At 62.2% G+C, this 26,141-nt stretch carries 24 protein-coding genes; 15 read left to right on the forward strand and 9 right to left on the reverse strand.

From position 1 onward, the window contains the following. Positions 1–212 precede the first annotated feature (212 nt). Positions 213–689: a hypothetical protein gene (locus tag U5782_RS14640; RefSeq protein ID WP_322044544.1), complete on the forward strand. Its 477-nt coding sequence runs from the start codon at positions 213–215 to the stop codon at positions 687–689. Between the two features lie 51 nt (positions 690–740). On the opposite strand, the gene U5782_RS14645 is transcribed toward U5782_RS14640, so the two are convergent. Beyond that, positions 741–2,567 (reverse strand): sigma-54-dependent Fis family transcriptional regulator, encoded by a 1,827-nt coding sequence (locus U5782_RS14645; RefSeq protein WP_322044545.1) that lies wholly within the window; start codon positions 2,565–2,567, stop codon positions 741–743. Between the two features lie 376 nt (positions 2,568–2,943). Between U5782_RS14645 and U5782_RS14650 the strand changes: the two genes are divergently transcribed. The 8 genes from U5782_RS14650 to U5782_RS14685 all read left to right on the forward strand — a co-directional run bounded on the left by U5782_RS14650 (position 2,944) and on the right by U5782_RS14685 (position 9,825). Next, complete coding sequence (locus U5782_RS14650; RefSeq protein ID WP_322044546.1) at positions 2,944–3,225, forward strand: phenol hydroxylase subunit; 282 nt, start codon at positions 2,944–2,946, stop codon at positions 3,223–3,225. A 42-nt stretch (positions 3,226–3,267) separates the two neighbouring features. Further along, positions 3,268–4,311 carry an aromatic/alkene monooxygenase hydroxylase subunit beta gene (locus tag U5782_RS14655; protein WP_322044547.1) on the forward strand — a complete coding sequence of 348 codons (1,044 nt, stop codon included), beginning with the start codon at positions 3,268–3,270 and terminating at the stop codon, positions 4,309–4,311. Next, positions 4,304–4,576: an MmoB/DmpM family protein gene (locus U5782_RS14660; protein WP_322044548.1), complete on the forward strand. Its 273-nt coding sequence runs from the start codon at positions 4,304–4,306 to the stop codon at positions 4,574–4,576. The genes U5782_RS14655 and U5782_RS14660 overlap by 8 nt, the downstream gene beginning before the upstream one ends. 21 nt (positions 4,577–4,597) lie before the next feature. Then, positions 4,598–6,205 carry an aromatic/alkene/methane monooxygenase hydroxylase/oxygenase subunit alpha gene (locus tag U5782_RS14665; RefSeq protein ID WP_322044549.1) on the forward strand — a complete coding sequence of 536 codons (1,608 nt, stop codon included), beginning with the start codon at positions 4,598–4,600 and terminating at the stop codon, positions 6,203–6,205. A 26-nt stretch (positions 6,206–6,231) separates the two neighbouring features. After that, positions 6,232–6,594 (forward strand): phenol hydroxylase subunit P4, encoded by a 363-nt coding sequence (locus U5782_RS14670; protein ID WP_322044550.1) that lies wholly within the window; start codon positions 6,232–6,234, stop codon positions 6,592–6,594. A gap of 28 nt (positions 6,595–6,622) precedes the next feature. Next, positions 6,623–7,687 carry a phenol 2-monooxygenase domain-containing protein gene (locus U5782_RS14675; protein WP_322044551.1) on the forward strand — a complete coding sequence of 355 codons (1,065 nt, stop codon included), beginning with the start codon at positions 6,623–6,625 and terminating at the stop codon, positions 7,685–7,687. Between the two features lie 36 nt (positions 7,688–7,723). After that, a complete protein-coding gene (gene catA, locus U5782_RS14680; protein WP_322044552.1) occupies positions 7,724–8,626 on the forward strand; it encodes a catechol 1,2-dioxygenase in 903 nt (300 codons plus the stop codon). Between the two features lie 110 nt (positions 8,627–8,736). Continuing rightward, entirely contained in the window at positions 8,737–9,825 is a 1,089-nt protein-coding gene (locus U5782_RS14685) for a porin (protein ID WP_322044553.1), read from the forward strand. A gap of 733 nt (positions 9,826–10,558) precedes the next feature. On the opposite strand, the gene U5782_RS14690 is transcribed toward U5782_RS14685, so the two are convergent. Continuing rightward, on the reverse strand, positions 10,559–11,362 hold the full coding sequence (locus tag U5782_RS14690; protein ID WP_322044554.1) for a metallophosphoesterase: 804 nt from the start codon (positions 11,360–11,362) through the stop codon (positions 10,559–10,561). A 371-nt stretch (positions 11,363–11,733) separates the two neighbouring features. Then, positions 11,734–11,958 carry a hypothetical protein gene (locus tag U5782_RS14695; protein WP_322044555.1) on the reverse strand — a complete coding sequence of 75 codons (225 nt, stop codon included), beginning with the start codon at positions 11,956–11,958 and terminating at the stop codon, positions 11,734–11,736. 413 nt (positions 11,959–12,371) lie between these two features. Between U5782_RS14695 and mqo the strand changes: the two genes are divergently transcribed. The 3 genes from mqo (at position 12,372) to U5782_RS14710 (ending at position 16,007) form a co-directional block, all read left to right on the forward strand. After that, entirely contained in the window at positions 12,372–13,961 is a 1,590-nt protein-coding gene (mqo, locus tag U5782_RS14700) for a malate dehydrogenase (quinone) (protein WP_322044676.1), read from the forward strand. A gap of 7 nt (positions 13,962–13,968) precedes the next feature. After that, complete coding sequence (locus U5782_RS14705; protein WP_322044556.1) at positions 13,969–14,271, forward strand: DUF3579 domain-containing protein; 303 nt, start codon at positions 13,969–13,971, stop codon at positions 14,269–14,271. Positions 14,272–14,972: 701 nt separating this feature from the next. Further along, positions 14,973–16,007, forward strand: a complete 1,035-nt coding sequence (locus tag U5782_RS14710; protein ID WP_322044557.1) for a helix-turn-helix domain-containing protein — start codon at positions 14,973–14,975, stop codon at positions 16,005–16,007. A gap of 24 nt (positions 16,008–16,031) precedes the next feature. Here the strand turns inward: U5782_RS14710 and U5782_RS14715 are convergent, their stop codons facing one another. Continuing rightward, positions 16,032–17,339: an MFS transporter gene (locus U5782_RS14715; protein WP_322044558.1), complete on the reverse strand. Its 1,308-nt coding sequence runs from the start codon at positions 17,337–17,339 to the stop codon at positions 16,032–16,034. Between the two features lie 344 nt (positions 17,340–17,683). Here U5782_RS14715 and U5782_RS14720 point away from each other — a divergent pair, with 344 nt between their 5' ends. Then, positions 17,684–18,313, forward strand: coding sequence for a lipocalin family protein (locus U5782_RS14720; protein WP_415914328.1), 630 nt, complete (start codon positions 17,684–17,686; stop codon positions 18,311–18,313). Positions 18,314–18,365: 52 nt separating this feature from the next. Here U5782_RS14720 and U5782_RS14725 read toward each other — a convergent pair whose 3' ends face one another. Continuing rightward, the gene (locus tag U5782_RS14725) at positions 18,366–18,677 is read right to left on the reverse strand and encodes a hypothetical protein (protein ID WP_322044560.1); all 312 of its coding nucleotides are present in this window, start codon (positions 18,675–18,677) and stop codon (positions 18,366–18,368) included. Positions 18,678–18,946: 269 nt separating this feature from the next. Beyond that, positions 18,947–21,871 (reverse strand): ATP-binding protein, encoded by a 2,925-nt coding sequence (locus U5782_RS14730; protein WP_322044561.1) that lies wholly within the window; start codon positions 21,869–21,871, stop codon positions 18,947–18,949. Between the two features lie 461 nt (positions 21,872–22,332). Here U5782_RS14730 and U5782_RS14735 point away from each other — a divergent pair, with 461 nt between their 5' ends. Continuing rightward, positions 22,333–23,253, forward strand: coding sequence for an AraC family transcriptional regulator (locus U5782_RS14735; protein WP_322044562.1), 921 nt, complete (start codon positions 22,333–22,335; stop codon positions 23,251–23,253). Between the two features lie 54 nt (positions 23,254–23,307). Here U5782_RS14735 and U5782_RS14740 read toward each other — a convergent pair whose 3' ends face one another. From U5782_RS14740 to U5782_RS14750, 3 genes are read right to left on the reverse strand one after another with little or no spacing between them, the layout of a single operon-like run. Then, a complete protein-coding gene (locus U5782_RS14740; protein ID WP_322044563.1) occupies positions 23,308–24,153 on the reverse strand; it encodes an MBL fold metallo-hydrolase in 846 nt (281 codons plus the stop codon). 22 nt (positions 24,154–24,175) lie between these two features. Beyond that, a complete protein-coding gene (locus U5782_RS14745) occupies positions 24,176–24,502 on the reverse strand; it encodes a hypothetical protein (protein WP_322044564.1) in 327 nt (108 codons plus the stop codon). Then, the gene (locus U5782_RS14750) at positions 24,495–25,055 is read right to left on the reverse strand and encodes a sugar ABC transporter (protein ID WP_322044565.1); all 561 of its coding nucleotides are present in this window, start codon (positions 25,053–25,055) and stop codon (positions 24,495–24,497) included. The genes U5782_RS14745 and U5782_RS14750 overlap by 8 nt, the downstream gene beginning before the upstream one ends. Positions 25,056–25,220: 165 nt before the next feature. Here U5782_RS14750 and U5782_RS14755 point away from each other — a divergent pair, with 165 nt between their 5' ends. Continuing rightward, on the forward strand, positions 25,221–26,120 hold the full coding sequence (locus U5782_RS14755) for a LysR substrate-binding domain-containing protein (protein WP_322044566.1): 900 nt from the start codon (positions 25,221–25,223) through the stop codon (positions 26,118–26,120). Positions 26,121–26,141 lie beyond the last annotated feature (21 nt).

Raw genomic sequence — 26,141 nt, forward strand, 5'->3', positions numbered from 1 at the left:
TAACAAAGCACCTCGCACTGAAACGCGCCGCCGCGGAATAGCATCGCTCGTCACTGCGTTATATCGTCATGCAGGCGCGTGTCCGACCAGTCGCCACAGGGGCACGAAGGGGCGAAGGGGCGACTCGCTCGCCCGCCTGCAAGGCGAACCGATGGCGTCTTCACGGCACCGGCATCGTGCCGGAATGTCGCCCCGTCGAAGCAGGACGAATCATGCGTACTCTATTTGGAATTGGCTCGGCGTTGTGCGTATGCGCCGGCTGCGCGGTGCCCGACGCTCAGACCATCAGCGCGCAGGAACAGTACAGCGATAACGTGTGCGAGCCCGTCGTGGGTCAGGCGGAGATCGACGGCACCATGCAGCAGATCAGCGGTGTCGCATGCAGGCAACCCGACGGCACCTGGCAAATCGTGCAGGACAGCGGCACGGGCGCAACCGTCGTCTATCCCGCGCCGGCTTATCTTTCCTATGATCCGCTCTATTGGGGGCCGCCTGTCTTCTTCGGTGCGGGCGTGTCGTTCGTGTTCGTCGATCGTTTCCATCACTTTCATCACATGAATCACGTCCACATGGGGAACCCAGGTGGTGAATTTCATGGGCACGGCGGATTCCACGGCACAGGCGGCATGCATGGCTGGGGCGGCGCAGCGCACACGTGGGGCGGCATGGGCGGCGGTCACGGTCACTGAACGCGCGCCCGCGCAAGTCCATTGAGCGCCGTATGTAGCGTCAGACGTGCGTCAGATTCGAAGGCCGCGGCTCTTGAGCCGATAGACCAGTTGTGCCCGCGTAATGCCAAGGCTGCGCGCAGCGGCAGACAGGTTGCCCGACGCCTGACGCACGGCGCTTTTCAGCAGCGCCGACTCAATATCGTCGAGCGATAGCGGTGCGTCGTCGCCTTCCATCTCGGTGCCCATCAGCAAGCCCGTGACTTTGCGCGTCACCCGTTCGGCTTCATCGCCCGGGCCGCTGTCGGCATGCAATTGTTGCGATGGCAACAAGCTGCCGTGTTCGCTCACGCCAAAGAGCGCATGGTCGATCGTTTCGCCGCTGATGAACAGATGGCCGACGTCGATCGGGCCACCCTCGGCGGCCAATATCACGCCGCGCTCGACGATGTTCTCCAGTTCGCGAATATTGCCCGGCCACTGGTAGCTCAGCATCGCATCGATCGCGCGGCTCGTGAATCCGGTCACTTCACGTTCGTGCCGCTGGCGATATTTGCGCAGGAAATGATTGAGCAAAACCGGCAGGTCTTCCTTGCGCTCACGCAGCGACGGCACACGGATCGGAAATACGTTGAGCCGGAAATAGAGGTCCTCCCGAAAGCGTCCTGCCCGCACTTCGTCGCGCAGATCGAGATTGGTCGCGGCCACCACCCGCACATCGACGCGGCGCGTCTGCGTGTCGCCCACCCGTTCGATTTCGCCTTCCTGAAGGGCGCGCAGCAGCTTGCCCTGCGCCGTCATCGTGAGAATGCCGATTTCGTCGAGAAAGAGCGTCCCGCCATGAGCGCGCTCGAATCGTCCCGGACGGCTTTGCGTCGCGTCGGTAAAGCCGCCTTTTTCCACGCCGAACAATTCCGATTCGACCAGCGACTCCGGAATCGCCGCGCAATTGACTGCGACAAAGGCGTTGTCGCGCCGCTGGCTGATACGGTGCAGGGTGCGCGCGAACACTTCCTTGCCGACTCCGCTTTCGCCCAGGAACAGCACCGTCGCACGCGTCGTCGCCACGCGCCGGATCATGTGGCACACCGCGTTGAAGCCGGGCGACGCCCCCACCATGTTGACGTCGCCGAACGCAGTGGGCGTTTCGCGCGCCGGCAACTCGCCGGGCTTCACCGTCGTTTGATCGTGTACCCCGTTCGACGCGAGCCCCTGCGTGAAGGCCTGCGCCTTCAGATAACGCAAGTCGTCGGCGGCTTCGGCACCCCATGCTTCAACCGGCTTGCCGACGATGCGGCAATGCGGCTGTCCGAGCGCGCGGCATTCGACTTCGCGGTACAGCACAGGACGCCCCATGAACACGCTCGTATAGCCGCACGCATAGCCGATCTGCATCCAGCACACGGGCTCCGCACCAATGCCGTAGATGCGCACGTGCTCTTCATCTTCGGCGCAGTTCTTCCAGAGAAACTCGCCGTAGTAATGGCCTTTCTCCACGTCGATTTCGAGCCGCACCGGCTCCACGCCAGTCAGGCCTTCGAGCATATGAAGTTGCGGGCCCACCGCGAACATCTCGGCAATGTCGTTGGCCGGGCGCACCTTGCCCACCAGTTCGGCGTCGCGGGCGCCGGAGTTGTAGCCCATGCGCGTCAGCAGGCCACGCGCGGCCTCGATGCCGAGGCTGTCGATCAATTCGCGTCGCAAGGTTCCAAGCGATTGCGCGTGCAGCAGCAGCATGCGCTGATCGTCGAGCCAGATGCGGCCGTCGCCCGGTGAAAAGCGCAGGCGTGACATCAGATCGGCGATGTCGGGATAGCGCAGGCTATCGATGCGCGCGCCTTTCGGCGTCACCAGTTTCATCTGCTCATCGGCCGCATTGCCCTTGCCCTGCATCGCCATGTTGACCTGCTCCTTCGAGTTGCGGACGGCCTCACGATAGGGGAATGCAACGAGCCGCGCAAGACGCTGTCTCCCTGCCTGCGAAGCGCTTGCGGGTATTCCCCGATGCTCGTTTGATCAAGCGGATTTCGCGCTCACGAACGGCGTTCAATCATTTCATCTACCCCATCGGCTCGCCTGCGCGGTCTCGCGGCGACGCTCGCGACCTTCGGAGAAATGGCGCAAAGGCTCTTGCCGTCAGCGTTTGCGCAGGATTCTGGCGGCGCGCGCGACGCCTCGCGCAACGCAGCTGGCCCGCTCATTGCATTAAGGGTGCACGACGCGGCGATCTTCACGAAAACATCGACAGTCCGCGAATGAAAAAAGGAGGAGACGTATGAACACCCCCACCCCTCGGCCCTTGCAGGTGTCCGCGCTCGAGCGGCCCTTCGACGTGGCGCAGCGCTATGTGCGCGTCAAGACACAGCGCCCCGATGGTTTCGTCGAATTCGATTTCTCGATTGGCGATCCTCGCCTGTGGGTCGAACTCGTCATGCGCGCCGATGACTACGACGCATTCTGCCGCGCCCACGCCGTGCAAACGCTGAGCGGCGCGGAAGGCGCCGTGCTCGATATCGAAGAACTCAAGTGGCGCTACGGCCCCGGCTTTGCCGAGTAATCGCGCGTACGCCATTCAATCCCTTTCCAGGAGGAGCACACGATGCAAATCGACATCAAGACGACGGCTGTACAGCCGATACGTCAGACGTTCTCGCATGTTGCACGACGCCTCGGCGCCGACAAGCCCGCATCGCGCTATCAGGAGGCCACGTTCGACCTGCAACCCGAGGTCAATTTTCACTATCGCCCGCTGTGGCAGCCTGAATTCGAGCTTTACGACAAGGCCCGCACGGCGATCCGCATGAGCGACTGGTATGCGTTCAAGGACCCGCGCCAGTATTACTACGGCGCGTACACGATCACGCGCTCGCGCCAGCAGGAGACGATGGAGAAGAACATCGAATTCGTCACGCGACGCGCCTTGCTCTCTGGCCTGAGCGACGAACAGAAGCAACGTATCGCCGCCATCATGGTGCCGCTTCGCCATGTGGAGTGGGCCGCGAATACCAACAACTGCTTTGTCACCGCGTATGGCTGGGGCACCGCCATTACCCAGGCGACGATGTATCACAGCATGGATCGTCTTGGCATTGCGCAGTACCTCTCGCGCATCGGCCTGCTGCTCGACGGCAATCAAGGCAGCTCGCTTCTCGAAGGCAAGACACGCTGGCTCGACGATCCGCAGTGGCAGCCGCTGCGCCGCCTGGTCGAAGACCTCATGGTCGTGCAGGACTGGTTCGAAACCTTCACCGCACAGAATGCCGTGCTCGACGGCCTGCTCTATCCGCTCGTGTATCGGCATATCGACGCACTGCTCACGGCGCAATGCGGCGCTGGCCTTGGCATGCTCAACGAGTTCGCCATCAACTGGTTCGACGAATCCAGCCGCTGGGTCGACGCCACGATCAAGACCGCTGCCGCCGAGTCGCCGGAGAATGCGGCGCTCCTGACGGGCTGGATCGAAACATGGCGCGCGCGCACGCTCGACGCACTGCGTGGTCTCGCGCATCAGGCACTCGGCACCGAGGCAGGCGAAGCCGCGCTCGCAGGAATCGACGCTGAGTTCGTCGCACGCATGGCGAAACTGGGCCTGAACCTCGCCGCGAATAGCGACTCCACCCACACGGAGACGAATCATGGCTGACACCGTCTTCATCGCCTTCCAGACCAATGACGATTCCCGCCCGATCATCGAGGCCATCGTCGAAGACAACCCGCACGCCATCGTCAACGCAATGCCGGCAATGGTGAAGATCGATGCACAAGGACGCCTGGTGATCCGGCGCGAATCGATCGAAGCACGCGTCGGACGCAGCTTCGATTTGCGCGAGTTGCAACTCAACCTGATTTCGCTGAGCGGCAACATCGACGAAACCGACGACGAATTCATCCTGACGTGGAATGCCTGAGCAACGACGAGGAGCAATAACATGACGACGACGCCCAACCCGACCCCCACGCAGAAAAAGCTCAGCATCAAGGAGAACTACGCGCTGCTCACGCGCGGCCTCGCGTGGGACACCACTTATCAGCCGATGGACAAAGTCTTCCCGTACGACCGCTTCGAAGGCATCAAGGTGCATGACTGGGATCGCTGGGAAGATCCGTTTCGCCTCACGATGGACGCCTACTGGAAATACCAGGGCGAAAAGGAGCGCAAGCTCTACGCGATCATCGACGCATTCCAGCAGAACAATGGCCAGTTCAATGTGAGCGATCCGCGTTATATCAACGCGCTCAAGCTGTTCCTGACCGGCGTGAGTCCGCTCGAATATGCGGCGCATCGCGGCTTCGCGCTGGCGGGTCGCAACTTCCGTGGCGCGGGCGCGCGCATCGCTTGCCAGATGCAGGCCATCGACGAATTGCGTCACGCCCAGACGCAGGTCCACACCATCAGCCAGTACAACAAGTTCTTCAACGGCTTCCACGACTTCCGGCACATGCATGACCGCGTCTGGTATCTCTCGGTGCCGAAGTCGTATTTCGAAGACGCCATGAGCGCGGGCCCGTTCGAGTTCGTCACCGCGATCTCGTTCTCATTCGAATATGTGCTCACGAATCTGCTCTTCATGCCGTTCATGTCGGGCGCCGCATTCAATGGCGACATGGCGACGGTGACGTTTGGCTTTTCCGCGCAATCGGACGAATCGCGTCACATGACGCTAGGTCTTGAAGTCGTGAAGTTCCTGCTCGAGCAAGATCCCGGCAACGTGCCGATCATCCAGAAGTGGATCGACAAATGGTTCTGGCGCGGCTACCGCCTGCTCACGCTCGTGGCGATGATGATGGACTACATGTTGCCCAAGCGCATCATGTCCTGGCAGGAAGCGTGGGAAACCTATTTCGAGCAGAACGGCGGCGCGCTCTTTCACGACCTCGAACGCTACGGCATCCGTCTGCCGAAGTATCACGACGTCGCCACGAAGGAAAAAGATCGTCTCTCGCACGAGGCATGGGGTATTTTTTACAACTACACCCACGCCGCCGCCATTCATACCTGGATTCCTGAGGATGACGAAATGGCGTGGCTCTCACAGAAGTATCCGCGCACCTTCGACAAGCTGTATCGCCCGCGTTTCGAATACTGGCGCGACCAGCAGCAGGCGGGCAAGCGCTTTTATAACAACTCGCTGCCCATGCTCTGCCAGATATGCCAGGTGCCAATGGCCTTCACCGAACCCGACGACCCCACGAAGATCTGCTATCGCGAGAGCGATTACCTCGGCAACAAGTTCCACTTCTGCTCGGACGGCTGCAAGGACATCTTCGACAACGAGCCGCAAAAGTACGTACAGGCGTGGCTGCCCGTGCATCAGATCTATCAGGGCAATTGCTTCGAGCCAGATGCAGACCCTACCGCGCCGGACTTCGATCCGATGCGCGAAGTGCTGCGCTACTACCACGTCGCACCAGGCGCGGACGGTCACGAGTTTGCGCACTCGCCCGACTTCGCGAACTGGCGGCAATGGACCGGCAAGCCGGCACCCGAGGACAGCCCTCCCGTCCAAAACACCGCAGCGCCGCGCGAAGCCGCCTGAGTAAAACCGATCCAAGGAGACAGATCATGGCAGTCATTGCACTCAAAGAAGGCTATGGCGGTCCCACGCGCGACCGCATCGAGAATTTCCACGGCAACCAGTTGCTCTACGTGGGCTGGGACGATCATCTGATGTTCTGCGCGCCCCACTGCATTGCCGTTCCTCCCGCCACCACTTTCGGCTCGCTCGTGCGCGACATGATTGCGCCGATGTATGCACCCCATCCCGACTGGTCTGCAGTCCGTATCGAATCCGTCGAATGGCTGCGCTCGGGCGAGCGCTTCGAACCCGACTTCGCGGCCAGTCTCGCCGACAACGGGTTGGGGCACAAGGCGATCCTGCGTCTGCGCACGCCGGGCCTGACGGGCATCGCCGGCTCACACAGCTAGCTCGCACACGCATTCCGAGGGAACGATCATGAGTTATCAATTGACCATCGAGCCGATCGGCCAGACGATCGACATCGACGACGGACAGACCGTGCTGGACGCCTGCCTGCGCGCCGGCGTCTGGTTGCCGCATGCGTGCTGCCACGGCCTGTGCGCGACCTGCAAGGTCCAGGTGCTCGACGGCGAGGTGGAGCACGGCGAGGCTTCGCCGTTCGCCCTGATGGACTTCGAGCGCGATGAAGGCAAGTGTCTTGCCTGCTGTGCGCAGGCGCAGTCCGACCTGACGATCGAAGCCGATATCGACGAGGATCCGGATGCGCGTCACTTCCCCGTGCGCGATCACGCGGGGCGTGTGGCGCAGGTCGTCGATCTCACGCCGACCATCAAGGGCATCTTCGTCGAACTCGATGGCGAGGGCATCGAGTTCCAGGCGGGACAATATGTGAACGTGCAGATTCCCGGCGAAAGCGTGCCGCGCGCGTTCTCGCTCGCGGGCGAACCGGGCGCGGGCGCGCACATCGAACTCAATGTGCGCCTCGTGCCTGGCGGCAAGGGCACGACGTATCTGCACGAAGACCTGAAGGTGGGCGACACGTTGCGCTTTTCCGGGCCGTATGGGCGCTTCTTCGTGCGCCGCTCGGACCCGCAGCCCATCATCCTGATCGCGGGCGGATCGGGACTATCGAGTCCCCGTTCGATGCTGCTCGACCTGCTCGCGCAAGGCGAGTCACGGGCGATCACCTTGCTCTATGGCGCGCGCAATCGCGCCGAGCTTTACTACCACGAACTGTTCGAGCAACTGGCGCAGCAGCACGCCAACTTCAGCTACGTGCCTGCGCTGTCCGACGAACCCGCCGATTCATCGTGGGCCGGCTTTCGCGGTTATGTGCACGATGCGGCGCGCGATCATTTCGCTGGCGACTTTCGCGGCCACAAGGCTTATCTGTGCGGGCCGCCCGTCATGATCGAAGCCGCGATCCGCACGCTCATGCAGGGCCAGTTGTTCGAGCGCGATATCTACACGGAGAAGTTCCTCACGCACGCGGACGGCGCACAAGCCGCCGCACGCAGCCCGCTATTCAAATCGATCTGAACACGCCGCCCACTACCCCAACAAGGAGACGACACCATGAACCGCGAAGCCATCGACGCCCTGCTCGACAAGCTCAGCGCACCTTCAGCCGGTCAGCCTGACCCGCGCACCCAGGCCATCGTCGGGCGCATCGTGCGCGACCTCTTCTATACCATCGAAGACTTCGACGTCACCCCCAGCGAATTCTGGAGCGCACTCAATTACGTGGCCGAAGCCGGACCCGAGATGGGCCTGATCGCGGCAGGCCTCGGTTTCGAGCATTTTCTCGACGTGCGGCTCGACGAAGCCGAAGCGAAACTCGGCCTCGAAGGCGGCACGCCACGCACGATCGAAGGGCCGCTGTATGTCGCCGGTGCGCCCGAGGCCGATGGCCACGCGCGTCTCGACAATGGCGAAAGCCCTGGCGAAACGCTGCTCATGCAAGGCCGTGTGCTCGGCGATGACGGCCAGCCCGTGCCGGGTGCGCTGGTTGAGGTGTGGCACGCCAATCATCTCGGCAACTACTCCTACTTCGACTCGACGCAGCCGCCCTTTCATCTGCGCGCCTCGATCCGCGCGGATGCCGACGGGCGTTACAGCTTTCGCAGTGTCGTGCCGGTCGGCTACAGCGTGCCGCCCGCGGGCAAGACGCAGCAACTGCTTGACCGGCTCGGTCGCCACGGTCACCGCCCCGCGCATATTCATTTCTTCGTATCAGCGCCCGGTCATCGCAAGCTGACCACGCAGATCAACATCGACGGCGATCCCTATCTCTGGGACGACTTCGCGTTCGCCACGCGCGAAGGGCTCGTGCCCGATGTAAAACGCCAGCCTCAGCACAATGGCAACGCATTCGGCATCGATGGCGCATTCGCGCAGATCGAGTTCGATTTCCATCTGCTACCCGAACACGCCAGCGCGCCTGCCGCCGAAATCGAACGCCTGCGCGCGGCGGCCTGATCCCTCGCGGGCCGGACATCGATAACGATCGCCGGCCTTCAAGAATAAATCCGACATGAAACGCCGTTCATATCATTCAGGATAACGATTCAATGTTTCGGAGGAGACATATGGCAGGCATTCGATGCAAGACCCTTCCCATCGCCGTGGGCGCCTTGATGATCACGGGCGCAGCCCACGCGCAAGGCAGCATCACGCTCTACGGCGTGCTCGACGCCAGTCTGCTGTATCTGAGCAAAACGGAAAATCCATCCACGGGAGCCAATAGCGGCAAGTTTTTTGGCTTTGGCGATAGCGGCTATTCGCCCTCGGTGTTCGGGCTCAAAGGCAGCGAGGATCTGGGCGGCGGCATGAAAGCGAATTTCACGCTCGAAAGCGGCATCAATATGGGCACGGGTGGCTTCAACAATTCGAATGGCAATCTGTTCGGACGCCAGGCGTGGGTCGGGCTCAGTGGCGGTTTCGGCGACGTGAAGCTCGGCTTGCAGTTCTCGCCTTTCTTCTTCGCGCTCTACGATCTCGATCCCCGTCTGTCCATCACGGGCAGTTCCCTCCTGCCGTGGTTGAACAATGTGGCGGGCACCGGCATCTTCACGCGCAATGCGATCTCGTACACGTCCCCGCAGTTTTATGGATTTCAGGGCAGCGTTCTCTATGCCTTTGGCAATGTGGCGGGCAGTTTCCAGAGCGGCAAGCAGGTCTCGGCAAGCCTCAAGTATCAATGGCAGGATCTCACGTTCGAAGCGGCTTACTTCGACAGTAACGCAAGTCCGCTCGCCGACACCGTGCCCCCAACCGACGTGCCTTTCGAAGGCCGCATGCTCGGCGCGTCGTATCACCTCGGCAGCGTGACCGCCAAGGCATCGTTCACGAGCTATCGCGTGAGCGGCGGCCCGAGCAACAATCTCTACGGGGGCGGGCTCGACTGGATGGCCACGCCGCAGATCGACCTGAACGCAGGCGTCTGGTACATGGACGATCGCAACGACACCTCATCCCACGCGTGGCTTGGCTCGCTCGGCGCTTCGTGGCTCGTGTCGAAGCGCACGACGCTCTATACGCAGGTGGGCGTCGTACGCAATGCCGGCAATGCGCGGCTAGGTCTCGTCACCGGCGAAGGGCTGTCGTCGAACAACACGCTGTTTGCGCCTTCAGGCACGACAACAGCCGTGGATGTCGGGGTCCGGCACACGTTCTAGCCGCCGCGAACGATGTCGTAAATGCCGGTAATCGCTTATCGCTCCATGCTTGTCGACGGCGCAAAAGCAACAAGCCGTGGGATGAATCCATCCACACGGCTTGACTGCTTAAACCATGAACCGCTCGTTATGCGGTGGCAGACGACTGCGGAACCTGAACCGATCCGTGCTGGCCGCCGGGACCACCCGGGCCTCCACCGCCAGGACCGCCACCGGGACCACCGCCACCACCAGGGCCTCCCGGCGGCCCCCACCAGCACCCGCCGAGCGCCGCAGTCACGGCAATCATGCCCAGAAGCGTTGCAATCTTTCTCATGCTTTCTCCCTCTGCTAAATGATGAAATATCGGAAATCAATTGCAGACCGCAATGACGAATGCGGCGCAAGCACGATTTGCGATCGAGCAGTCAATCTTTACATTCCAGCACCGAGGGATGTTTACTCTCGTATTACGAACGGACTCAGTCCCTGTCAATCTGTAACTCGGTTTCACCGCTTTGCCTTAGTTATCGACAATACGCGGTAAGCCTTGTTGCATAGATTACGTTTGCTAACGAAATCCGCTTGACGGGAGGGATGTCAATTGAATCGGGATAGAAGACCTTCCAATATCTCACCACAAATCACGGCGACGTAATTTTTTTATTATTTTTTCATCACCAGATTGTGCTACGCAATCAATATCCATAGTCATCCTATGGAAATCGTCATCGCGCCGACATGTCTCGCGTGTTCACGCCTTGACGCATTCTGGCGTCATGCAGGACCAGACGCGATCCGTGCCTGCCTCGACGAGCGTGAGTTTTCCGCCGGGATTGCATGCCCCCGTGTCGATCAATACGTGCGCGCCAATCTGGCGGACTTCGCGCATCGTGGTGTGCCCGCAGTACGTGATCGATAAAGTCTGGCGCACGGGCGAGAGACTGAATGCCAGATCCCGCCCCCACAGCATGCGGCGGCGAACGCCGGCATCGAATCCACCCGCAGCCAGTTGATCGTCGCTGCCGCGAAACTCCGCGTGAATGATATTGAAGCGAGTGCGCCCGTCACCCACGATGCGCGCGAGCGGCAGACGTCGTAGCCGCGCAGCATACGCCGAGAGTTCGCCATCCGATAACGACCGCGCCCAGTCACCGCCCACCTCGTACCAGCGCTCGCGAGGTAATTTGCCATCGGCCACGGCACACAACGCATCTTCGTGATTGCCGAGTACCGGGAAAAACCAGGCGTTGTCCAGCAAGCCCAATGCACGCTCGCTTTGCTCGCCGCGATCGACCAGGTCGCCGACGGAAAAAAGGCGATCGTGACGGGTGTCGAACTCGACCTCGTCAAGCAATTGTTCTAGCGCGCTCACACAGCCGTGAATATCTCCGACGACGAAATCCCGGCCGTAAGTATTCGATTCATGGCGCACGACCTCGGACCCGTTGACATCCGGATAGGTCGAACGTCCGTATTCCGGGTCCTGGCGCAATCCATGATTGCGAAGAAAGCCCAGGCGCTTTCGCGATGCGTTGGGATAGCTGTGCGGGCCCATTCTCGTCTCTCGTTGGCAACCGGGCCTCATCTTATTTCACGCCGCCGCGGAAAACGTGCCTGAGATTGCTACATATGTAACGAGTGGTAAGACTTTACGGAAAGCCAAAACTTACAGATTCCATGCGTCTGATATTCGTCGCCGTGGGAACGCGGATTCGATGCGTCGCGCATCCATGATTGCAAAAATCGAAACGCCCGCCTTTCAATTTTTCCGTTTGCCGTACGTCACCAATCCAGCTTCCGGGTCTCGATCTCACGCGGGGCGCGGTTGCGCCCTGTGTCCGCGCCACGGATTATCCATTGCTTATATCGCGCGATTCAAGCCGGGAAATAAACGCCCGGCTGCGCAATAGCGGCCATTAGCTGCCATTAACTGCCGAAGTAGATATTGCAGAACGAAACCGGCCCCACGCACTCATCCTTTTTCTCGACGCGCTGATGATGCTCGACGCGGCCGGCTTCCTGATTTGCCGACGCATCCTGGCTGGTCACGACATTGTCCATCGACGCGGACGGGTGGGCATGGTTGCCCTGTGCATAGGCAGTAGCAGCGCAAAGCGACATAGCGACCACGAGGCATTGCAAGACTTTCACGACTCTTCTCCTTACTCGCGGCGTCAAATTGCCGCGACACCGCAAACTATAGTTCGCGGCTGCGCGCCGATTAAGCGCGCCTAAAGGAAGGGTCCGTTCCACACTCCCGCCATCGCTATTGGCAGATAACCCGTAAAGGTCCATTGCCGACCCGCGACTATATGTAGCAGGGACAAAGCCGTAGCATCGCCACTGGCTTGACAACGTACAGACCGGCAATCGGTTCGACACCCCATTTCACTGAATGCCCAGCCTTGCGCCGCTTCCCGCTATTGCGCGAAAAACCGGCTCAAAGGCATCCGGCAACGTGGCGCGTCAGTGAATGAACACGGCGGTGTGGCAATTCAAGAAACCCACTTGCAGATACGCGACGGCGAATGAGCAACCTGAATCACGCAGAACGAGAAGCGCTAATGGGGCGGGAAAAATCCTCCCCATCGCACAGCGAATCCGGCAACGACCTCGAAAGAGTCGACGTCCTCTTTATTGGGGGCGGCATCATGAGCGCGACGCTCGGCGTCCTGCTGCACGAACTCGAACCCGGGTGGTCGATGACGATGGTCGAGCGGCTCGGCGAGGTTGCCGCGGAGAGTTCGAACGGCTGGAACAATGCGGGCACCGGGCACACTGCCCTAGCGGAACTGAACTATACGCCGCAAAGCGCTTCCGGGTCGGTCGACATCGCCAAAGCCGTGCGCATCAACGAAGATTTTCAGGTCTCGCGGCAGTTCTGGGCGTGGGGCGTGAACCGAGGCATCCTGAAGCAGCCGCGCTCGTTCATCAATACGACGCCGCATATGAGTTTCGTGTGGGGCGACGAGAACGTCCGCTTTCTCAAGGCGCGCCATGAGGCGCTGCGCAACAACTCGCTGTTCCAGAGCATGCAGTATTCGGATTCCCACGCGGAAATTGCGCAGTGGGTTCCGCTCATGATGGAAGGTCGCGACGCGGGCCAAAAAGTCGCCGCGACCTGGTCTTCGATGGGCACCGACGTGAACTTCGGCGAAATCACGCATCAGTTCGTGCGCTACCTGGAGAGCCAGTCCAATTTCAATCTATTGCTGAACAGCGACGTTCAGCAAATCGCACGCAACGACGACGGCTCATGGCGCGTAACGGTGGGCGATACGCGATCGCATGCCCAGACTCGACGCATTGATGCGCGGTTTGTGTTTATCGGCGCGGGCGGCGGCTCGCTGCCACTGCTTCAGGCATCGGGCATTCCGGAAGCGAAAGCCTACGGTGGCTTTCCGGTCGGCGGCTCATTTCTCGTGACGGAAAGCAGTGAAATCACGAGCCGCCATTTCGCCAAGGTCTATGGAAAAGCCTCGGTCGGCTCGCCGCCGATGTCGGTTCCGCATCTGGATACACGGATTATCGACGGCAAGAAAGCGCTGCTATTCGGCCCGTTTGCCACGTTCTCGACCAAGTTTCTCAAGAACGGCTCGTACAGCGATCTGCTTGCGAGCACGCGCATGAACAACATCGTGCCGATGGCGCGCGTGGGGCTTTCCGAGTTCTCGCTGATCAAGTATCTGGCCGGCCAATTGATGCTCTCCGATGCCGATCGCCTGGCGGCCTTGCAGGAGTATCTTCCTCGCGCGCGCCAGGATGACTGGCGATTGTGGCAGGCGGGTCAACGCGTCCAGATCATCAAGCGCGACAAACTTAAAGGCGGCGTGCTTAAACTGGGCACCGAAATCGTTTGCGCGAACGATGGCAGCATTGCCGGCTTGCTGGGAGCGTCGCCTGGCGCCTCTACGGCGGCGCCCATCATGCTTGGCCTGCTGGAAATGGCGTTCAAGGACCGGCTGCGCACGCCAGCATGGCAAGCGACGATCCGCAGGATCGTGCCTGGATATGGGACGCAACTCGCGTCGAATCCGCGCATGGCCTATGAGTCTTTGAGCTCGACGAGCGAAGTTCTGCAACTGAGCGCGCCGCCCAGGTGGGTTCCCAAGGTGCAAAGTGGCAGCGCCGCTGCGGCGCGGGCGCGAGCTTGATTTGCTCATGAAGAACGCGAATCCTACCGCTTATGTCATTCAAGGTGTGACACGCAAGGGGAAAACGTTTCGGCCGAGCGACTGGTCGGAGCGGCTCGCCGGGGCAATGTCCAGTTTCGGGCCGCCCGTGCGCGGGCTTAGGCTCGTCAATAGGCATATCGGTTATTCGCCCTATGTTTGTCCTGTGATCGTCGGGAGTCTCAAGTGTGTGGTGCTCGATGCACGGTTGCGGGAGGTCGCGCCTTATGCTTTTGATTTTGTTCTTGAATTTGCTAAGGATAATGATCTTGTCGTGGAAAGTCGGGGTTGAGGGGCGCTGATTTTTTTGGCCTTTCCTTGAATTCTTGTCGGTCTATTAGCGTTGCCCCTGTGCGGGGCGGCACCTACTTTTCTTTGCCGCGGCAAAGAAAAGTAGGCAAAAGAAAGCCGCTCAAACCGCCAGTGTGACGCAGTTCACAACCAGCCGTACATGGGGAATGGTATAGGAGCGTCTGCCATCCCGCACCACCAAACGAAGTGACAAAGCACTCATTCATCCCGCTGCTCGCTCCGCGCGCAGCGGCTGGGTCTGCAAGGGAAACCCCTTACTGAAGACATTTTTGCTAGTTCTGGCAAACCTGTGGTTTGCCGTTATGCCCTACGGGGCGCGTAGCGCCCCCGGATGGATGACGGCTTTGTCACTTTGTTTAGTGGTGCGATGTGACGGATGCTCCTATACCTTTCCCCCTTAACGGCTGTTTGTGGACTTCGTCACACTAGCGGTTTGAGCGGCTTTCTTTTGCCTACTTTTCTTTGCCGCGGCAAAGAAAAGTAGGTGCCGCCCCGCACAGGGGCAACGCTAATAAACCGACAAGAATTCAAGGAAAGGCCCAAAAAACAAATTCCACAAAGCCCCATCGCAATACCCACCACCCCTTACGAATAATTCACACCGCTCACATTTTCGGCTACATTCCCAAAACAGCTACTTCAAAAGACATTTGGCTCCCCAAAAGTCCAGCACCGCTTCGCATGAATTCCCGCGCCCCCAAAACCGATGCCTCGACCCCGCGAGAGCGAGAGCGCGAACCCGGCATCAACCACAGCCACTTCAGCGTAGAGGGCGAAGCACAAAACCGGCGTTTGCTCGCCTGGCGGGACCGCGTCGGCCACGTGATTGACGTGCTGCCCTCGCGCGCCGATCTGGAAAAGCCATTTCAGGCCTCAATCGACCGCTACCAGATTGGCGAGCTAGTCTTCACCGATTGCCGCTCGGATTTAATGGTCCTGGAGCGCTCGCTAGCCAGAATCTCGACAGACCGCGTCCGCGACTTCGTCTTTCACGTGTTTCTGGAGGGCAGCGTAGAAAACGTTTCCGTTCGCGCGTCCCATCGCGATCTCCCCTCCTCGCCCGCCCGCATCGTTGCGCTGGATATGAATCAACCCGTTCGCATGCAACGCCAGGCATGCAGGGTCATCACGTTTTTCGTGCCTGGCGATCTCGTGCTGGAGGTCTTTCCCGATCCCGAGGCCATCCACGGTCGTCTGCTCGACGGCTCGGCCCCGCTGGAGCGGCTAATCGTCGAACACGTCGCCACGCTGAGCCAGCAAATCGCGCGCATGAGCGCCCCGGAGGCAGACATCGCCATCCACGCCGCCGCCAGGCTCATGATCGCGGCGTTTGGACGGCAGGCAGGCCTGAACGGCGACGCGCGCGCCGCAGCCCGCGTGGCGATGTTCGCTCAGGTACGCCGCTATATTCAGGCGCACCTCAGCGATGACGATCTATCCCCCGAAAGCATACTGAATACCCTTCAGCTTCCGCGCCCAACGCTCTATCGGATGTTTCAGCATGAAGGCGGAATTCGCGCCTATATCCGCCAGTCGAGGCTGCGCCGCGCAGCCGATGAACTGATCCGGCATCCGCACGTCGCGGTGGTGGAGATTGCCTACGGTCTCGGCTTCAAAAGCGCATCCGATTTCACACGCGCCTTTCGGCGCGCCTACGAAATGGCGCCGCAGGATTTTCGGATCCAGGCAATCACAAAGCTCGAGGCACTGCGATAGGCCTCGGTGCATACGAGGCGCGTCTCAGCTTGCCTCGCGCCGCTCCCTGAACAGCATCACCGCACAGAAACTCACCCCGCACGCAGGCGCGACATACCACGCGGCGGATAGCGGGTTGCCCGTCCATTTGATCAAGGCGGTCACGATGAATTGCGCCGTCCCGCCGAACAAGGCGACGCTCGACGCATGCGCGACCGCCATGCCACTCGCGCGCACCCGCGCAGGCAGTGCTTCGAGCACTAGCACGGTGTTCGCACACGCGCTGCATGCCACCGAGGTGCTGATCAGCGCGACGCCACACAGGATCGGCAGCACGCTGCTCGCGTGCGTAATCATCATGAAGACCGGATAAACCAGCAGCGCCGTGCATCCCGACGCGCACATCGCCCACGGCTTGCGGCGGCGCAGCCGGTCGATGATGCGGCCCGCCAGCGGCGGAATGACGACCAGCAGCAGCGCCGAAAGCGCTGAAGCCATGAAGCCGACGATCGCGGGCATATGCATCACACGCGTTGCATAGCTCGGCATGAAGTAGACGATGGTGTAGGCCGGTACGGTCTGTCCCATGATCATCAGCACTGCCAGCAGGATCGTCGCCCCATGTTCGCGGCACAGTTCGGCCAGCGGCATGCGGGCTTGCCGGGTGTCACGCCCGGGAATCGGTGCGTCGCGAAGCCGCAGGCGAACGTAGAGCCCCAAGGGGGCGATCAGCAGACCGAGCAGAAACGGAATGCGCCAGCCCCACGAGGCTAGCGCGTCAGGCGACAGCGTGCGGGTAATTAGTAGACCCAGGCTTGCACCCAGCAACGCCGCCGAACCCTGGCCAACGAGTTGCCAACTGACCCGGGAAGCGCGTCGCGACTCGGGCCCGGCTTCCAGCACGAAGGTCGCGGCAACGCCAATGTCGCCGCCCACCGCAAAGCCTTGCAGCGAGCGCGCGCACACCACAATGAGCGGCGCAAGCACGCCGATGCTGGCAAATGAAGGGCACAGGCCCAGCGCGCCGGTCCCCAGCGCCATCATCCAGCACGTTCTCGCGAGCGCGGCGCGACGTCCCACGCGATCCGCGTAGGCGCCGATGACCATCGCGCCAACCGGTCGCATGAAAAAGCCCACGCCGAACGTGCCGACGGCCCATAGCAGCGACGTCATCGGGTCGCTCGCGGGGAAGAACTGGTCGCCGATCATCACCGCGAAAAAACTGAATACGGTGAAATCGAACATTTCGAGGCCGGTCACGAGCGATGCGGCGATGGTGGCCTTGAGCCGTTCCCGAGGGCCAGGCTGATTGCCAGTACTCGGGTCGAGCGTCGTAGCGAGAGGCGTAAGCATGCGTTTGGAAAAGGGTCGATAGGGGGCAGGCGTGACACGTCTGGATCGGCGTCGCGCTGCGTGGTGCGTCGCACAATATCACGTCCGCCTTTTCGCCAATAGGTCGCGCCCTCGCGCCAAAGTTCGTGCGGGCGACGCCGTTATTGGCGCGCGTGGTCGAGATGGGCGGGCGAAAACGTACGAAGGCGGTCGAGCGCGGCAATACATTCGCGCGAATGGGCCGCCCCGGATAATCAGCGATTTTTCCTTCGCCGATGCGTCCTCGCGGCCTCGCGGTACGTATATGCGTCTGTCAATACCGCTGGAATCGAGCCAGGGAGCCCGCCACGATGTCCGCGATTTTCATGACCGACAGCCGCGCTGCGCGACACCTGCAACACCTGCAGCGCACTGCGGTGCGCCTCGCCATAGCCGCGTTTGCCGGCCTGACGGGTTGCGCATGTGGGCCGTCGAATCCCGCTCCACGCGCGGCGTTGCCGCTGCAATCCGTGCCGGTGGATCTTCCGCGCTATATGGGGCGCTGGTATGTGATTGCCAACATTCCGTATTTTGCCGAGCGCGGCTTCGTCGCCAGCCGCGCCGAATGGACGCTTCGCGAGGACGGTCGTATCGACGACGTTTTCGTCGGTCGTAAAGGCGGGTTCGACGAGCCCGAGCGGCGCTACCGGTTCGTCGATACGGTCAAGCCCGGCAGCGGCGGCGGCGAGTGGAGCGTGCGCCTCTTCTGGCCAATCTACGTGACGCAACTCACGCTCTATGTCGACCCCGACTATCGCTATACGATCCTCGGCTATCCGGGTAAGACGCTCGGCTGGATTTTCGCGCGGCAGGCGCAGATCAGCGAGGCCGACTATCGCGCCCTGCTGGGGCGCCTTCAGGCAATGGGTTATGACACGTCGCGATTTCGGCGCGTGCCCCAGACGCCGGATCAGGTTGGACAGCCGGGCTTTGCCCGCACGGATGGCAGCGACTGAAACAACCCAAAAAAGCGCGGCATCGCGCGCCTGCCCTGCGTGAATGCACGACTCACCAGAATTGCGGCAACAGGCTCGCCGTCACTTTCGCAGCGCTCTTGCGGCGCCGGTTCAGCTTCACCTGCGCCTGGGCGATGCCGCTCCAGGCTTGCGCCGCGCGGCGAACGGCGCAATCGAACGATTCGTCCTCCACCGTACAACGCCCATCCACCGTGATCTGCCAGCCGTGACGCAAGCGCGTCACGCGCACGCGGTCGTCTTCCATGAGGTCGGCGTACCAGCGCCAGACGCGCGCGTCGTCGGCGTTCGCGCGTGCGGCGGCGGACAGCCGCGCGACTTCCAGGTTATGCGCCTGCGTGACCATATCGTTCCCCTATCCTCTTTTTGCTTACCAGCCGAATTTCGCTGTCACGCCCACATCCAGTCCGCCTTCAACGAAATCGGATACGACATGCCTGCTTGCCCTTGCCGTGCCACGCCCAGCGCAGCCTGCGTGCTCGCAGCTTAGGGCCGCGACGCGCCGAAGTCCTTGTCGCGCCCTGAAAAGTCCTGAATTTAACGGCGGACGCGACGGCGCTCGCGTCCGGAAAAGTGCAGAGGGGGAAGCCATCGCGCGGGGCGCACGCGCCGCGCTTACTGCGGCGCAAGCCGCTCCGCGCGCGGTGTGCCTTGCGCCTGAAGTGCCTTCGTGAGCGCTATCAGGCGCTGGTAATCGGGCGCGCCCGCAGCGAGGGCCAACTCTGCGCGCAGTCCAGCCAGCCCTTCTAGCGCCGCCGCCGCGCGTGCCGTCTCGCCGTTGTCCAGTTCGAAGGCCGCGAGATCGAGCGTGGCGCGCAACTCCCACAGCGGCGCACCATCCGCACGCGCCATCGACACCGCCTCGCCAAGCAGACGGCGGCCGGCCTCTTCGCGTCGCGTCGTTTCCTCGACTGGCGTGCCGCGCTGCGACGCCCGGCGCAATTCGAGCCAGCCGCGGGCGCGCTGCAATTCGGGCGCGAAGTAGCGCTCGCCATTCGCCCGGGCATTGACGAGCGCATCGTCGAGACGCGCGCGCGCTTCCTCGAACCGGCCCGCGTGCGCGAGCGCCTGCGCGTGCAGTACGACGAACGGCGTGACCACACGCCGGAAACCGCGCGACGCGAGCCGCTGCAACGTGGGCTCCAGCCGTTCGAGGGCGGCCTGCGGCCGTCCGCCAAGCATGTCGCGCTTCGCCGCGAGGCACTCGGCGTAGTCGAGCCAGATCTCCAGCCGATGGCTCGTCGCCTGCGAGCGCAGCAGCGCGAGGTAATTGGCCGCCGCCTGCTCCTCGCCGCAATCGAGCGCAATGGGCACGGCCACCACCGCCAGCACGTGGCTCAGCGATGGCTCCAGCGCATCGCTGCGAATCAGCTCGAGCGTGCTCTCGACGAGTTGCATCGCCTTCGCGGGCTGGCATTGAAGCAGGGCGATGCGCGCCAGCGTGCCGCGCGCGTAGATCAGCGGATAGACCGTGAGCCAGCCGCGCGACGGCACGTTGTGGCCGAGCGTGGTGAAGGCTTCGACCGTGCGCTCCAGCCGCTCGCGCGCCTGCTCGTGCTCGCCGCAGCAATGCAGCGAAATCGCGATGGTTTGCTCCGCGAGCCAGCGCCGCCACGGCGAATCGCAACTGGCGGCGGCGTGCTGAAAGCGCGTGGCATAGCGCATCGAGGTATGGATGTCGCCGCTCGATTGCATGGTGTTCCAGAGGCCCCAGAGCGCGTCGGCGGCGAACTCGCCGTCGTCGGCGGCGCGGGCGAGGCGCAGCACGCGCTCCCACAGCGCGACGGCCTGCCCCATGTCATCGCCCACATGCAGCAGCGAGGTCGCATAGGCGGCGCACAGCTTCATCTCGCAGACGGCGTCGACGGAACCCGCGGGCAGCGTGTCCAGCGCCGCGAGCGCGCGTTGGGCGCGTTGGCGGCACTCCTGCACGTGCGACGCGCTGAGCAAGGTGCCGACGAGCGCGCCCGCGAGCGCCACGCCCAGCACCTTGTCGCCGTCGTCGGAAAAGGCCCAGTCATAGGCGTTGCGCGCGTCGTCGAGCGAGAGCCGCGCGCTCACGTCCGCGCAATCGTGCTCCGGTTGCGCGACGAACGGGCCGTTCTCCTCGATGCGCTTGCGCATATAGCGCACGTGACGGGTGGCGACGCCCTGCGATTCGCCTTCGTCGCGCAGCTTTTCGAGCGCGTAGGCGCGCGTGCTTTCGGTCAACCGGTAGACCGCGATCGCGCCGCGAAACTCCACGTTCAGCAGCGATTTGGTCGCGAGCTCCGACAGGCTCGACACGATCACGGCGATCGACATACCGGGCTCGGCCGTCACCGCACAGACGGCCTCGAAGGTGAAGGTGCCCGCGAAGCAACCCGAGCGGCGAAACACGATGCGCGACGCGCTATCGAGCAGCATGTAGCTCCATTCGAAGGTCGCGCGCAGCGTTTGATGGCGCGGCAGGATGGAGCGCAGGCCGCCCGTGAGCAGATTGAGCCGGTCGTCGAGCCGCGAGGCCACGCCTTCCACGCCCAGCGTCGCCACGCGTGCGGCGGCCAGTTCGATGGCAAGCGGCAAGCCCTCCAGGCGCCGGCAGATTTCGGCGACGAGCGCGACGCTCGCTTCATCGCGCGCGCAGTCGGGGGCGAGCGCACGCGCGCGGTGCAGGAACAGCGCGACGGCGGAATGCGCGAGGATCGCGTCGACGGACAAGCCGCGCTCCGGCACGGCGAGCGGTTCGAGGCGCAGCACGGTTTCGGCCCGGATATGCAGCGGCTCGCGGCTCGTCACGAGCAGACGCGCACCGTGATGGCGCGCGACCAGCGTGTCGACGAAGCTCGCCACCTCGTCGATCACGTGTTCGGCGTTATCGAGCACGAGAAGTCCATTGGACGCGGCCACGGCGCTGCAAATGGCGTCCTCGCCCGGCACGCCGGATTCGCTTTGCAGATCGAGCGCTTCCGCGAGCGTGGCGAGCATGCTCTCGCGCGAGCTGGCTTTGTTCAGTTCCACGAAACACACGGCACGCCCGTGACGGCCTTGCATCTCGCGCGCCACGTGACGCGCAAGCGAGGTCTTGCCGATGCCGCCCGCGCCCACCACCGTGGTCACCGCCACGTGTTCGAGCTGCTCGACGATGCGTGCGATTTCGGCTTCGCGGCCGATGAGCGGCGCAATCCGCATGGGCGGCAGGGGTGGCATGGGCGGCGGCGGCACCGCGGCTGCCGTGCTGTGCCCCGCCTGAGGCGCGCCGCCTTCCGGCGGCTGGCGCACGACCAGCATGTAGCCCCGCCCCGCCAGGGTCTTGATCAGGTCGCGCTCCTCGCCGAGCAGCTTGCGCAGCGCGGCCACGTGCACCTGCAAGCGGTTTTCCTCGACGATCGCGCCGGGCCAGACGGCGTCCATGATCGCGTCTTTCGAGAGCACCGCGCCATTCGCGCGATACAGCACTTCGAGCACATCGAATGCGCGCGCACCAACACGCACCACGAGACCATTGCGCTGAATTTCGCGCCGCTCGAAACTGACTCGCAATGCGCCAATCTGAATCACGGCCATCTCCATGACATATTGGCGTGCTTATACGCGACGCAACGCACACCGGGTTGAACACCGCTAATCAAACAACGCTTGCCGCCTTGCTTCGAAACCAATATTGCGCCCCCATTGAACAGCGATGATTCGTTCTATTTCGTGGGCCGAAGTGTAAAGAGCCGCAATAATGGCGTCTTGAACAATAATTCGCCGTATGGGCTGTGTAGCGCACCGTCCGGCATGCCAACAAGCCCAAAGTGATTATTTTTCAAGCGGATTTTCGGCGGATAATCGGAAGCAATGCATTGCCCGGCGGGCATTCAGCCCGATAAACGCAACGCATGGCATGCATTGCCGCAGGTGCGCGCCAATGGTATAAATGTCACCTCGAATCTGTCGATCCGGTTACGGCGGCATGTCAGCCGCGCTGTCTTTCCGCTGGCTCCTTTATCCGTGCAGTCCTGCACGAGGTCACGTCCATGATTTCGCGTGCATCGATACCGCCACTGCCGGCCGCGCCCAAAGATAATCTGGGCTGTGTGGCCAGCAAATTGCAAAAGGACGTACACGTCGATAGCGGCGATATCGCGTTCTACCGCAAATGCATGGCGGAACCCGATCTCGAACGCGTGGCCATGCCCGCTTGCGAGCGAGGGTTTTTAGCGGGCATTTCATTAGGCAATGCGCACCGCAGGAAGATATTCCGCGGCGCACGGCCATTCGACAGACGATTCGAAACCGATTCAATCTATCTCCGCGATTTTTCTGAAGATTATCAGGCGGATATGTATGGCAATTTCGATTTCGTGCTGGTCGAATTGTCACGTCCGTTTCTGGACCGGCTCGCGCACGAGCACGACATGCCGGCCATCAGCGGCCTGACTTGTACGCCGGAACAGAAAGACGCCGTACTCGGTCACCTGGCCCGGGCGCTCGCCGCGAATCTGGAAATCGCGGGTCCGCTCAACACCCTCTTTATCGAGCAGATCGGTCTGGCGATCGGTTCGCACGTTGCGCGGCAATACGGCAGCGCAAGCATCGCGAGCGAACGCACCAAGGGCGTGCTCTCGGCCAGTCACGAAGCACGCGCGAAGGAACTGCTGCTGGAGCGCACGCGCAATGGCGCATCGATTGCCGATATCGCGCGCGAGTGCGACCTGTCGCGCGGCTATTTCATCCGTGCGTTTTCGAAGTCGACGGGACGCACGCCTCATCAATGGTTGCTCGAACAGCGCACGGAACAGGCGCGCCAGCTCGTCGAGCGTACCGACATGACGCTCTCGGAAATCGCCGCGCAATGCGGGTTCGCCGACCAGAGCCATTTGAGCCGCGTATTCCTCAAGCTCGTGGGCGTGTCGCCGGGTGCCTGGCGACGGCACGGCCGGCATGGGACGGGTTGACGCCGCGTGCCGGGAAAGGGCGATGGCCGCGTAAACATCGCGGCCATTCGTGTCTCATGCCTCGGTCTCGTAGAGCAGGCCGTATTTCCCCCTTGTTTGCCTGATGCGCGCGAAGCCGGCTTCCCCCAAATGCATGCCAGCAATCAGAATGCCCTCCGCACTGACCCGATCCAGAAGCCTTGACCGTGTGGCGGCAGCCCGGGACGAGTCCTGATCGAATGCTATCGATACATCAGGCCGTTCAATCTGGATATGTGGGAAGTGAACGATATCCCCCCAGACCAGCAGGCTCTGGTCGCGGGATTCGAAAAGATAGCCGGTGTGTCCATCCGTATGCCCCGGCAGCGGCATCGCCGTGATACCGGGCAGCACGTCCCCCTCGTTGAACGTACGCAGCTTGTCGCTGTAGCCGTCGAACACCTGGCGCGCGATCAGAAAGTTGCCACGCGCCCGCTCGCTGGCGCGCGCAAGATTGGCGTCATCGCGCCAGAACCTGAGCTCTCGCTCATGCGTCACCAGCTCCGCATTGGGAAAGGCAATCTGTCCGGTTGGCTCCACCAGGCCTCCGACATGGTCCGGATGAGCGTGGGTGAGCAGGATGGTGTCGATCCCGGAGGGTTCGACACCCGCAAGCGATAACTGGCTTCTCAGGCGACCGCCCCATTGCTTGATGCCGCCCGCCCCACCGTCGATGAGGAGGGTCCGGCCCGCGCCGCGCACCAGGTAGCAGTTGATATGCACCGCAGCGGGCTGCGTCTGCCCGGCATCGCGTTGCATTCTGGAGGCCTCGGGCGCGTCGATATTCGAAAGGAAATCCAGACTCGCGCTGAGGTAACCGTCGCTGATCGCGGTGATCGTGAAATCCCCGACTCGCTGAGTGGGAAACGTGATGGTGGACACCGCTTGTTCTCCTGAAGACGGCCTAATTGCGGGCGTGAATGTTCGACGCGGCGTGACCCAAACAACGGATGCGCGCCGTAAGACCCGTGCGGCGCATGATGGCGCTATCGAGGGCCGCCATGAACTCGCTTATGACTTCAGGCGTGCGAAACGCGTGAAGCCGATAGTGGACTTCCGCGAACACGGGATGTCCGTGCCCATGCCGGGCGTCGACATAAATGACATGGACGTTTTCGAGCGCGGCTTCAAGGACACGCGTACAGAGTTCGACGCAGTCGTGGGAAAGCTCGGCAAGCCGCTCATCGGGCGGTCTTTGCCCAGTAGCGATGTAGAGCGTGACATTAGGCATCGCCGGTCCGGCTTTCATGGTCTGCCGACACAGTGCGCGAGCGGGTCAGTTGCGCGGTCAACGGTTCGTAGAGGTGGATGCCTTCGGCCAGGCTTGCGACACCATGCGCGTTTCGCCGAGGCATTTTTGCAAGCCAGCGACGCTCCGGAAACTTCTCCAGCGCGACCGCTTGCAGGGACAACGGTGTGAGGCCCAACTGGATCAGCGAATCGGGGCCGCCTGCGCACAGCACGAGGAGTTCGTCGGCATCGACCGCTGGCGCCACGCCAATGACGCCATAGAGATTGCGGTGCCAGTCGGTGATGTGTTGCTGCCACCTGGCGAAATTGCCGCCGCCTTTCTCGCGATATTCGTCTCCCGTCAGCACATCGAGTCCGTCAATGGTGTGGACCGCCAGGTAGACCGGGCAATCGTCGCTTAACGACTTGAAGCGCTGCGACGCATGGAAGCCCTTGACCGAGATGAGGGCGGGCAGCTTTTCATGGCTGTAGAAGTCGTTCCATCCGGCTTCGCTGAGGGGATCGGCGAAGCTGCATTCGACTGTGTAGATCATCAGATTATCCGTCCAAGGGGCCGGGCATCGTGCAGCAACCAGGCCATGTTCATTGCAGTAACGTAATGCTAATCTGATGTTTCCCGCGTATATAACGATATAAAGTCAGCCTTCAGTGATATTTGCTCAAGCTGGCGGCCGATCTATTTCAACCACTGAGATTCGATGCGACGCAAGATTCCCAGCCATTCCGCGCTGCTGGCTTTTGAAGCCGCCGCACGACACGACAGCTTTGCCCGCGCGGCCGAGGAACTAGCGCTGACGGAAGGCGCCATCAGTCGTCAGATCGCTCGCCTGGAGACGTTTCTGGGTGTCGCGCTATTCGAGCGCGTGGGCAATCGGGTGCGGCTCGCGCCTAACGGCACGCGCTACGCAGGACAGGTTCGCGAAATTCTCGATCGGCTGGAGCGGGACAGCCTCTATCTGATGGGGCAGCCCGTCGAGGGCGCGAGCATCGAGATCGCCGCTATTCCGACCTTCGCCACCCGCTGGCTCATTCCTCGGCTAAAGCGGTTTCAAGACCGGCATCCGAACATCACTTTGCATATCGCCGAGTGCATGGAGCCCTTCGTGCTTCCGGGGAGCGGATTCGACGCGGCCATCCATTTCGAGCACCCGGCATGGGCGGGCATGCATCGTCATCACCTGCTGGAGGAAGTGCTCGTGCCCGTGTGCAGTCCGGCGCTTCTCGCGAACACCGGGGCGGATGTGACGCTGGATGCGCTGCCGCGCCTTCACAGGCGGCAAAACCCGGACGCCTGGCAGCGCTACGCCCAAGAGACCGGCATCGTGCTGACCAATTCGGCGATTGGCGCGCGTTATGACCTTCACGCCATGTTGATCGAGGCGGCGCTCGCCGGTCTGGGCGTGGCGCTGGTGCCGCGTCTGTACGTCGGGGCGGAGCTCGAGCAGGGCCGACTGGTCGCGCCCTGGCCGGACGGCAAAGCCGTCACCAAGCACTTCTGCCTCGTGCTTCCTGAGCCGATCGAATTGAGTGCGTGGCCGCTACAGGCATTCGCCCAGTGGATGCTTGACGAAGCCCACGGTCACGCCGAGGCGGTCTAAAACCGCGACGGGCGCGCGTCG

Source organism: Paraburkholderia sp. J67 (genome assembly GCF_905220265.1).
Taxonomy (GTDB): Bacteria; Pseudomonadota; Gammaproteobacteria; order Burkholderiales; family Burkholderiaceae; genus Paraburkholderia.

Bases quoted from the DNA above. Each gene is read 5' to 3' on its own strand.
- U5782_RS14650 (WP_322044546.1), top strand. From the start codon at position 2,944: ATGAACACCCCCACCCCTCGGCCCTTGCAGGTGTCCGCGCTCGAGCGG.
- U5782_RS14715 (WP_322044558.1), bottom strand. From the start codon at position 17,339: ATGCTTACGCCTCTCGCTACGACGCTCGACCCGAGTACTGGCAATCAG.
- U5782_RS14645 (WP_322044545.1), bottom strand. From the start codon at position 2,567: ATGGCGATGCAGGGCAAGGGCAATGCGGCCGATGAGCAGATGAAACTG.
- U5782_RS14665 (WP_322044549.1), top strand. From the start codon at position 4,598: ATGACGACGACGCCCAACCCGACCCCCACGCAGAAAAAGCTCAGCATC.
- U5782_RS14675 (WP_322044551.1), top strand. From the start codon at position 6,623: ATGAGTTATCAATTGACCATCGAGCCGATCGGCCAGACGATCGACATC.
- mqo (WP_322044676.1), top strand. From the start codon at position 12,372: ATGGGGCGGGAAAAATCCTCCCCATCGCACAGCGAATCCGGCAACGAC.
- U5782_RS14710 (WP_322044557.1), top strand. From the start codon at position 14,973: ATGAATTCCCGCGCCCCCAAAACCGATGCCTCGACCCCGCGAGAGCGA.
- U5782_RS14705 (WP_322044556.1), top strand. From the start codon at position 13,969: ATGAAGAACGCGAATCCTACCGCTTATGTCATTCAAGGTGTGACACGC.
- U5782_RS14640 (WP_322044544.1), top strand. From the start codon at position 213: ATGCGTACTCTATTTGGAATTGGCTCGGCGTTGTGCGTATGCGCCGGC.
- U5782_RS14720 (WP_415914328.1), top strand. From the start codon at position 17,684: ATGACCGACAGCCGCGCTGCGCGACACCTGCAACACCTGCAGCGCACT.
- U5782_RS14685 (WP_322044553.1), top strand. From the start codon at position 8,737: ATGGCAGGCATTCGATGCAAGACCCTTCCCATCGCCGTGGGCGCCTTG.
- catA (WP_322044552.1), top strand. From the start codon at position 7,724: ATGAACCGCGAAGCCATCGACGCCCTGCTCGACAAGCTCAGCGCACCT.
- U5782_RS14655 (WP_322044547.1), top strand. From the start codon at position 3,268: ATGCAAATCGACATCAAGACGACGGCTGTACAGCCGATACGTCAGACG.
- U5782_RS14745 (WP_322044564.1), bottom strand. From the start codon at position 24,502: ATGCCTAATGTCACGCTCTACATCGCTACTGGGCAAAGACCGCCCGAT.
- U5782_RS14690 (WP_322044554.1), bottom strand. From the start codon at position 11,362: ATGGGCCCGCACAGCTATCCCAACGCATCGCGAAAGCGCCTGGGCTTT.
- U5782_RS14750 (WP_322044565.1), bottom strand. From the start codon at position 25,055: ATGATCTACACAGTCGAATGCAGCTTCGCCGATCCCCTCAGCGAAGCC.
- U5782_RS14725 (WP_322044560.1), bottom strand. From the start codon at position 18,677: ATGGTCACGCAGGCGCATAACCTGGAAGTCGCGCGGCTGTCCGCCGCC.
- U5782_RS14660 (WP_322044548.1), top strand. From the start codon at position 4,304: ATGGCTGACACCGTCTTCATCGCCTTCCAGACCAATGACGATTCCCGC.
- U5782_RS14670 (WP_322044550.1), top strand. From the start codon at position 6,232: ATGGCAGTCATTGCACTCAAAGAAGGCTATGGCGGTCCCACGCGCGAC.
- U5782_RS14755 (WP_322044566.1), top strand. From the start codon at position 25,221: ATGCGACGCAAGATTCCCAGCCATTCCGCGCTGCTGGCTTTTGAAGCC.
- U5782_RS14735 (WP_322044562.1), top strand. From the start codon at position 22,333: ATGATTTCGCGTGCATCGATACCGCCACTGCCGGCCGCGCCCAAAGAT.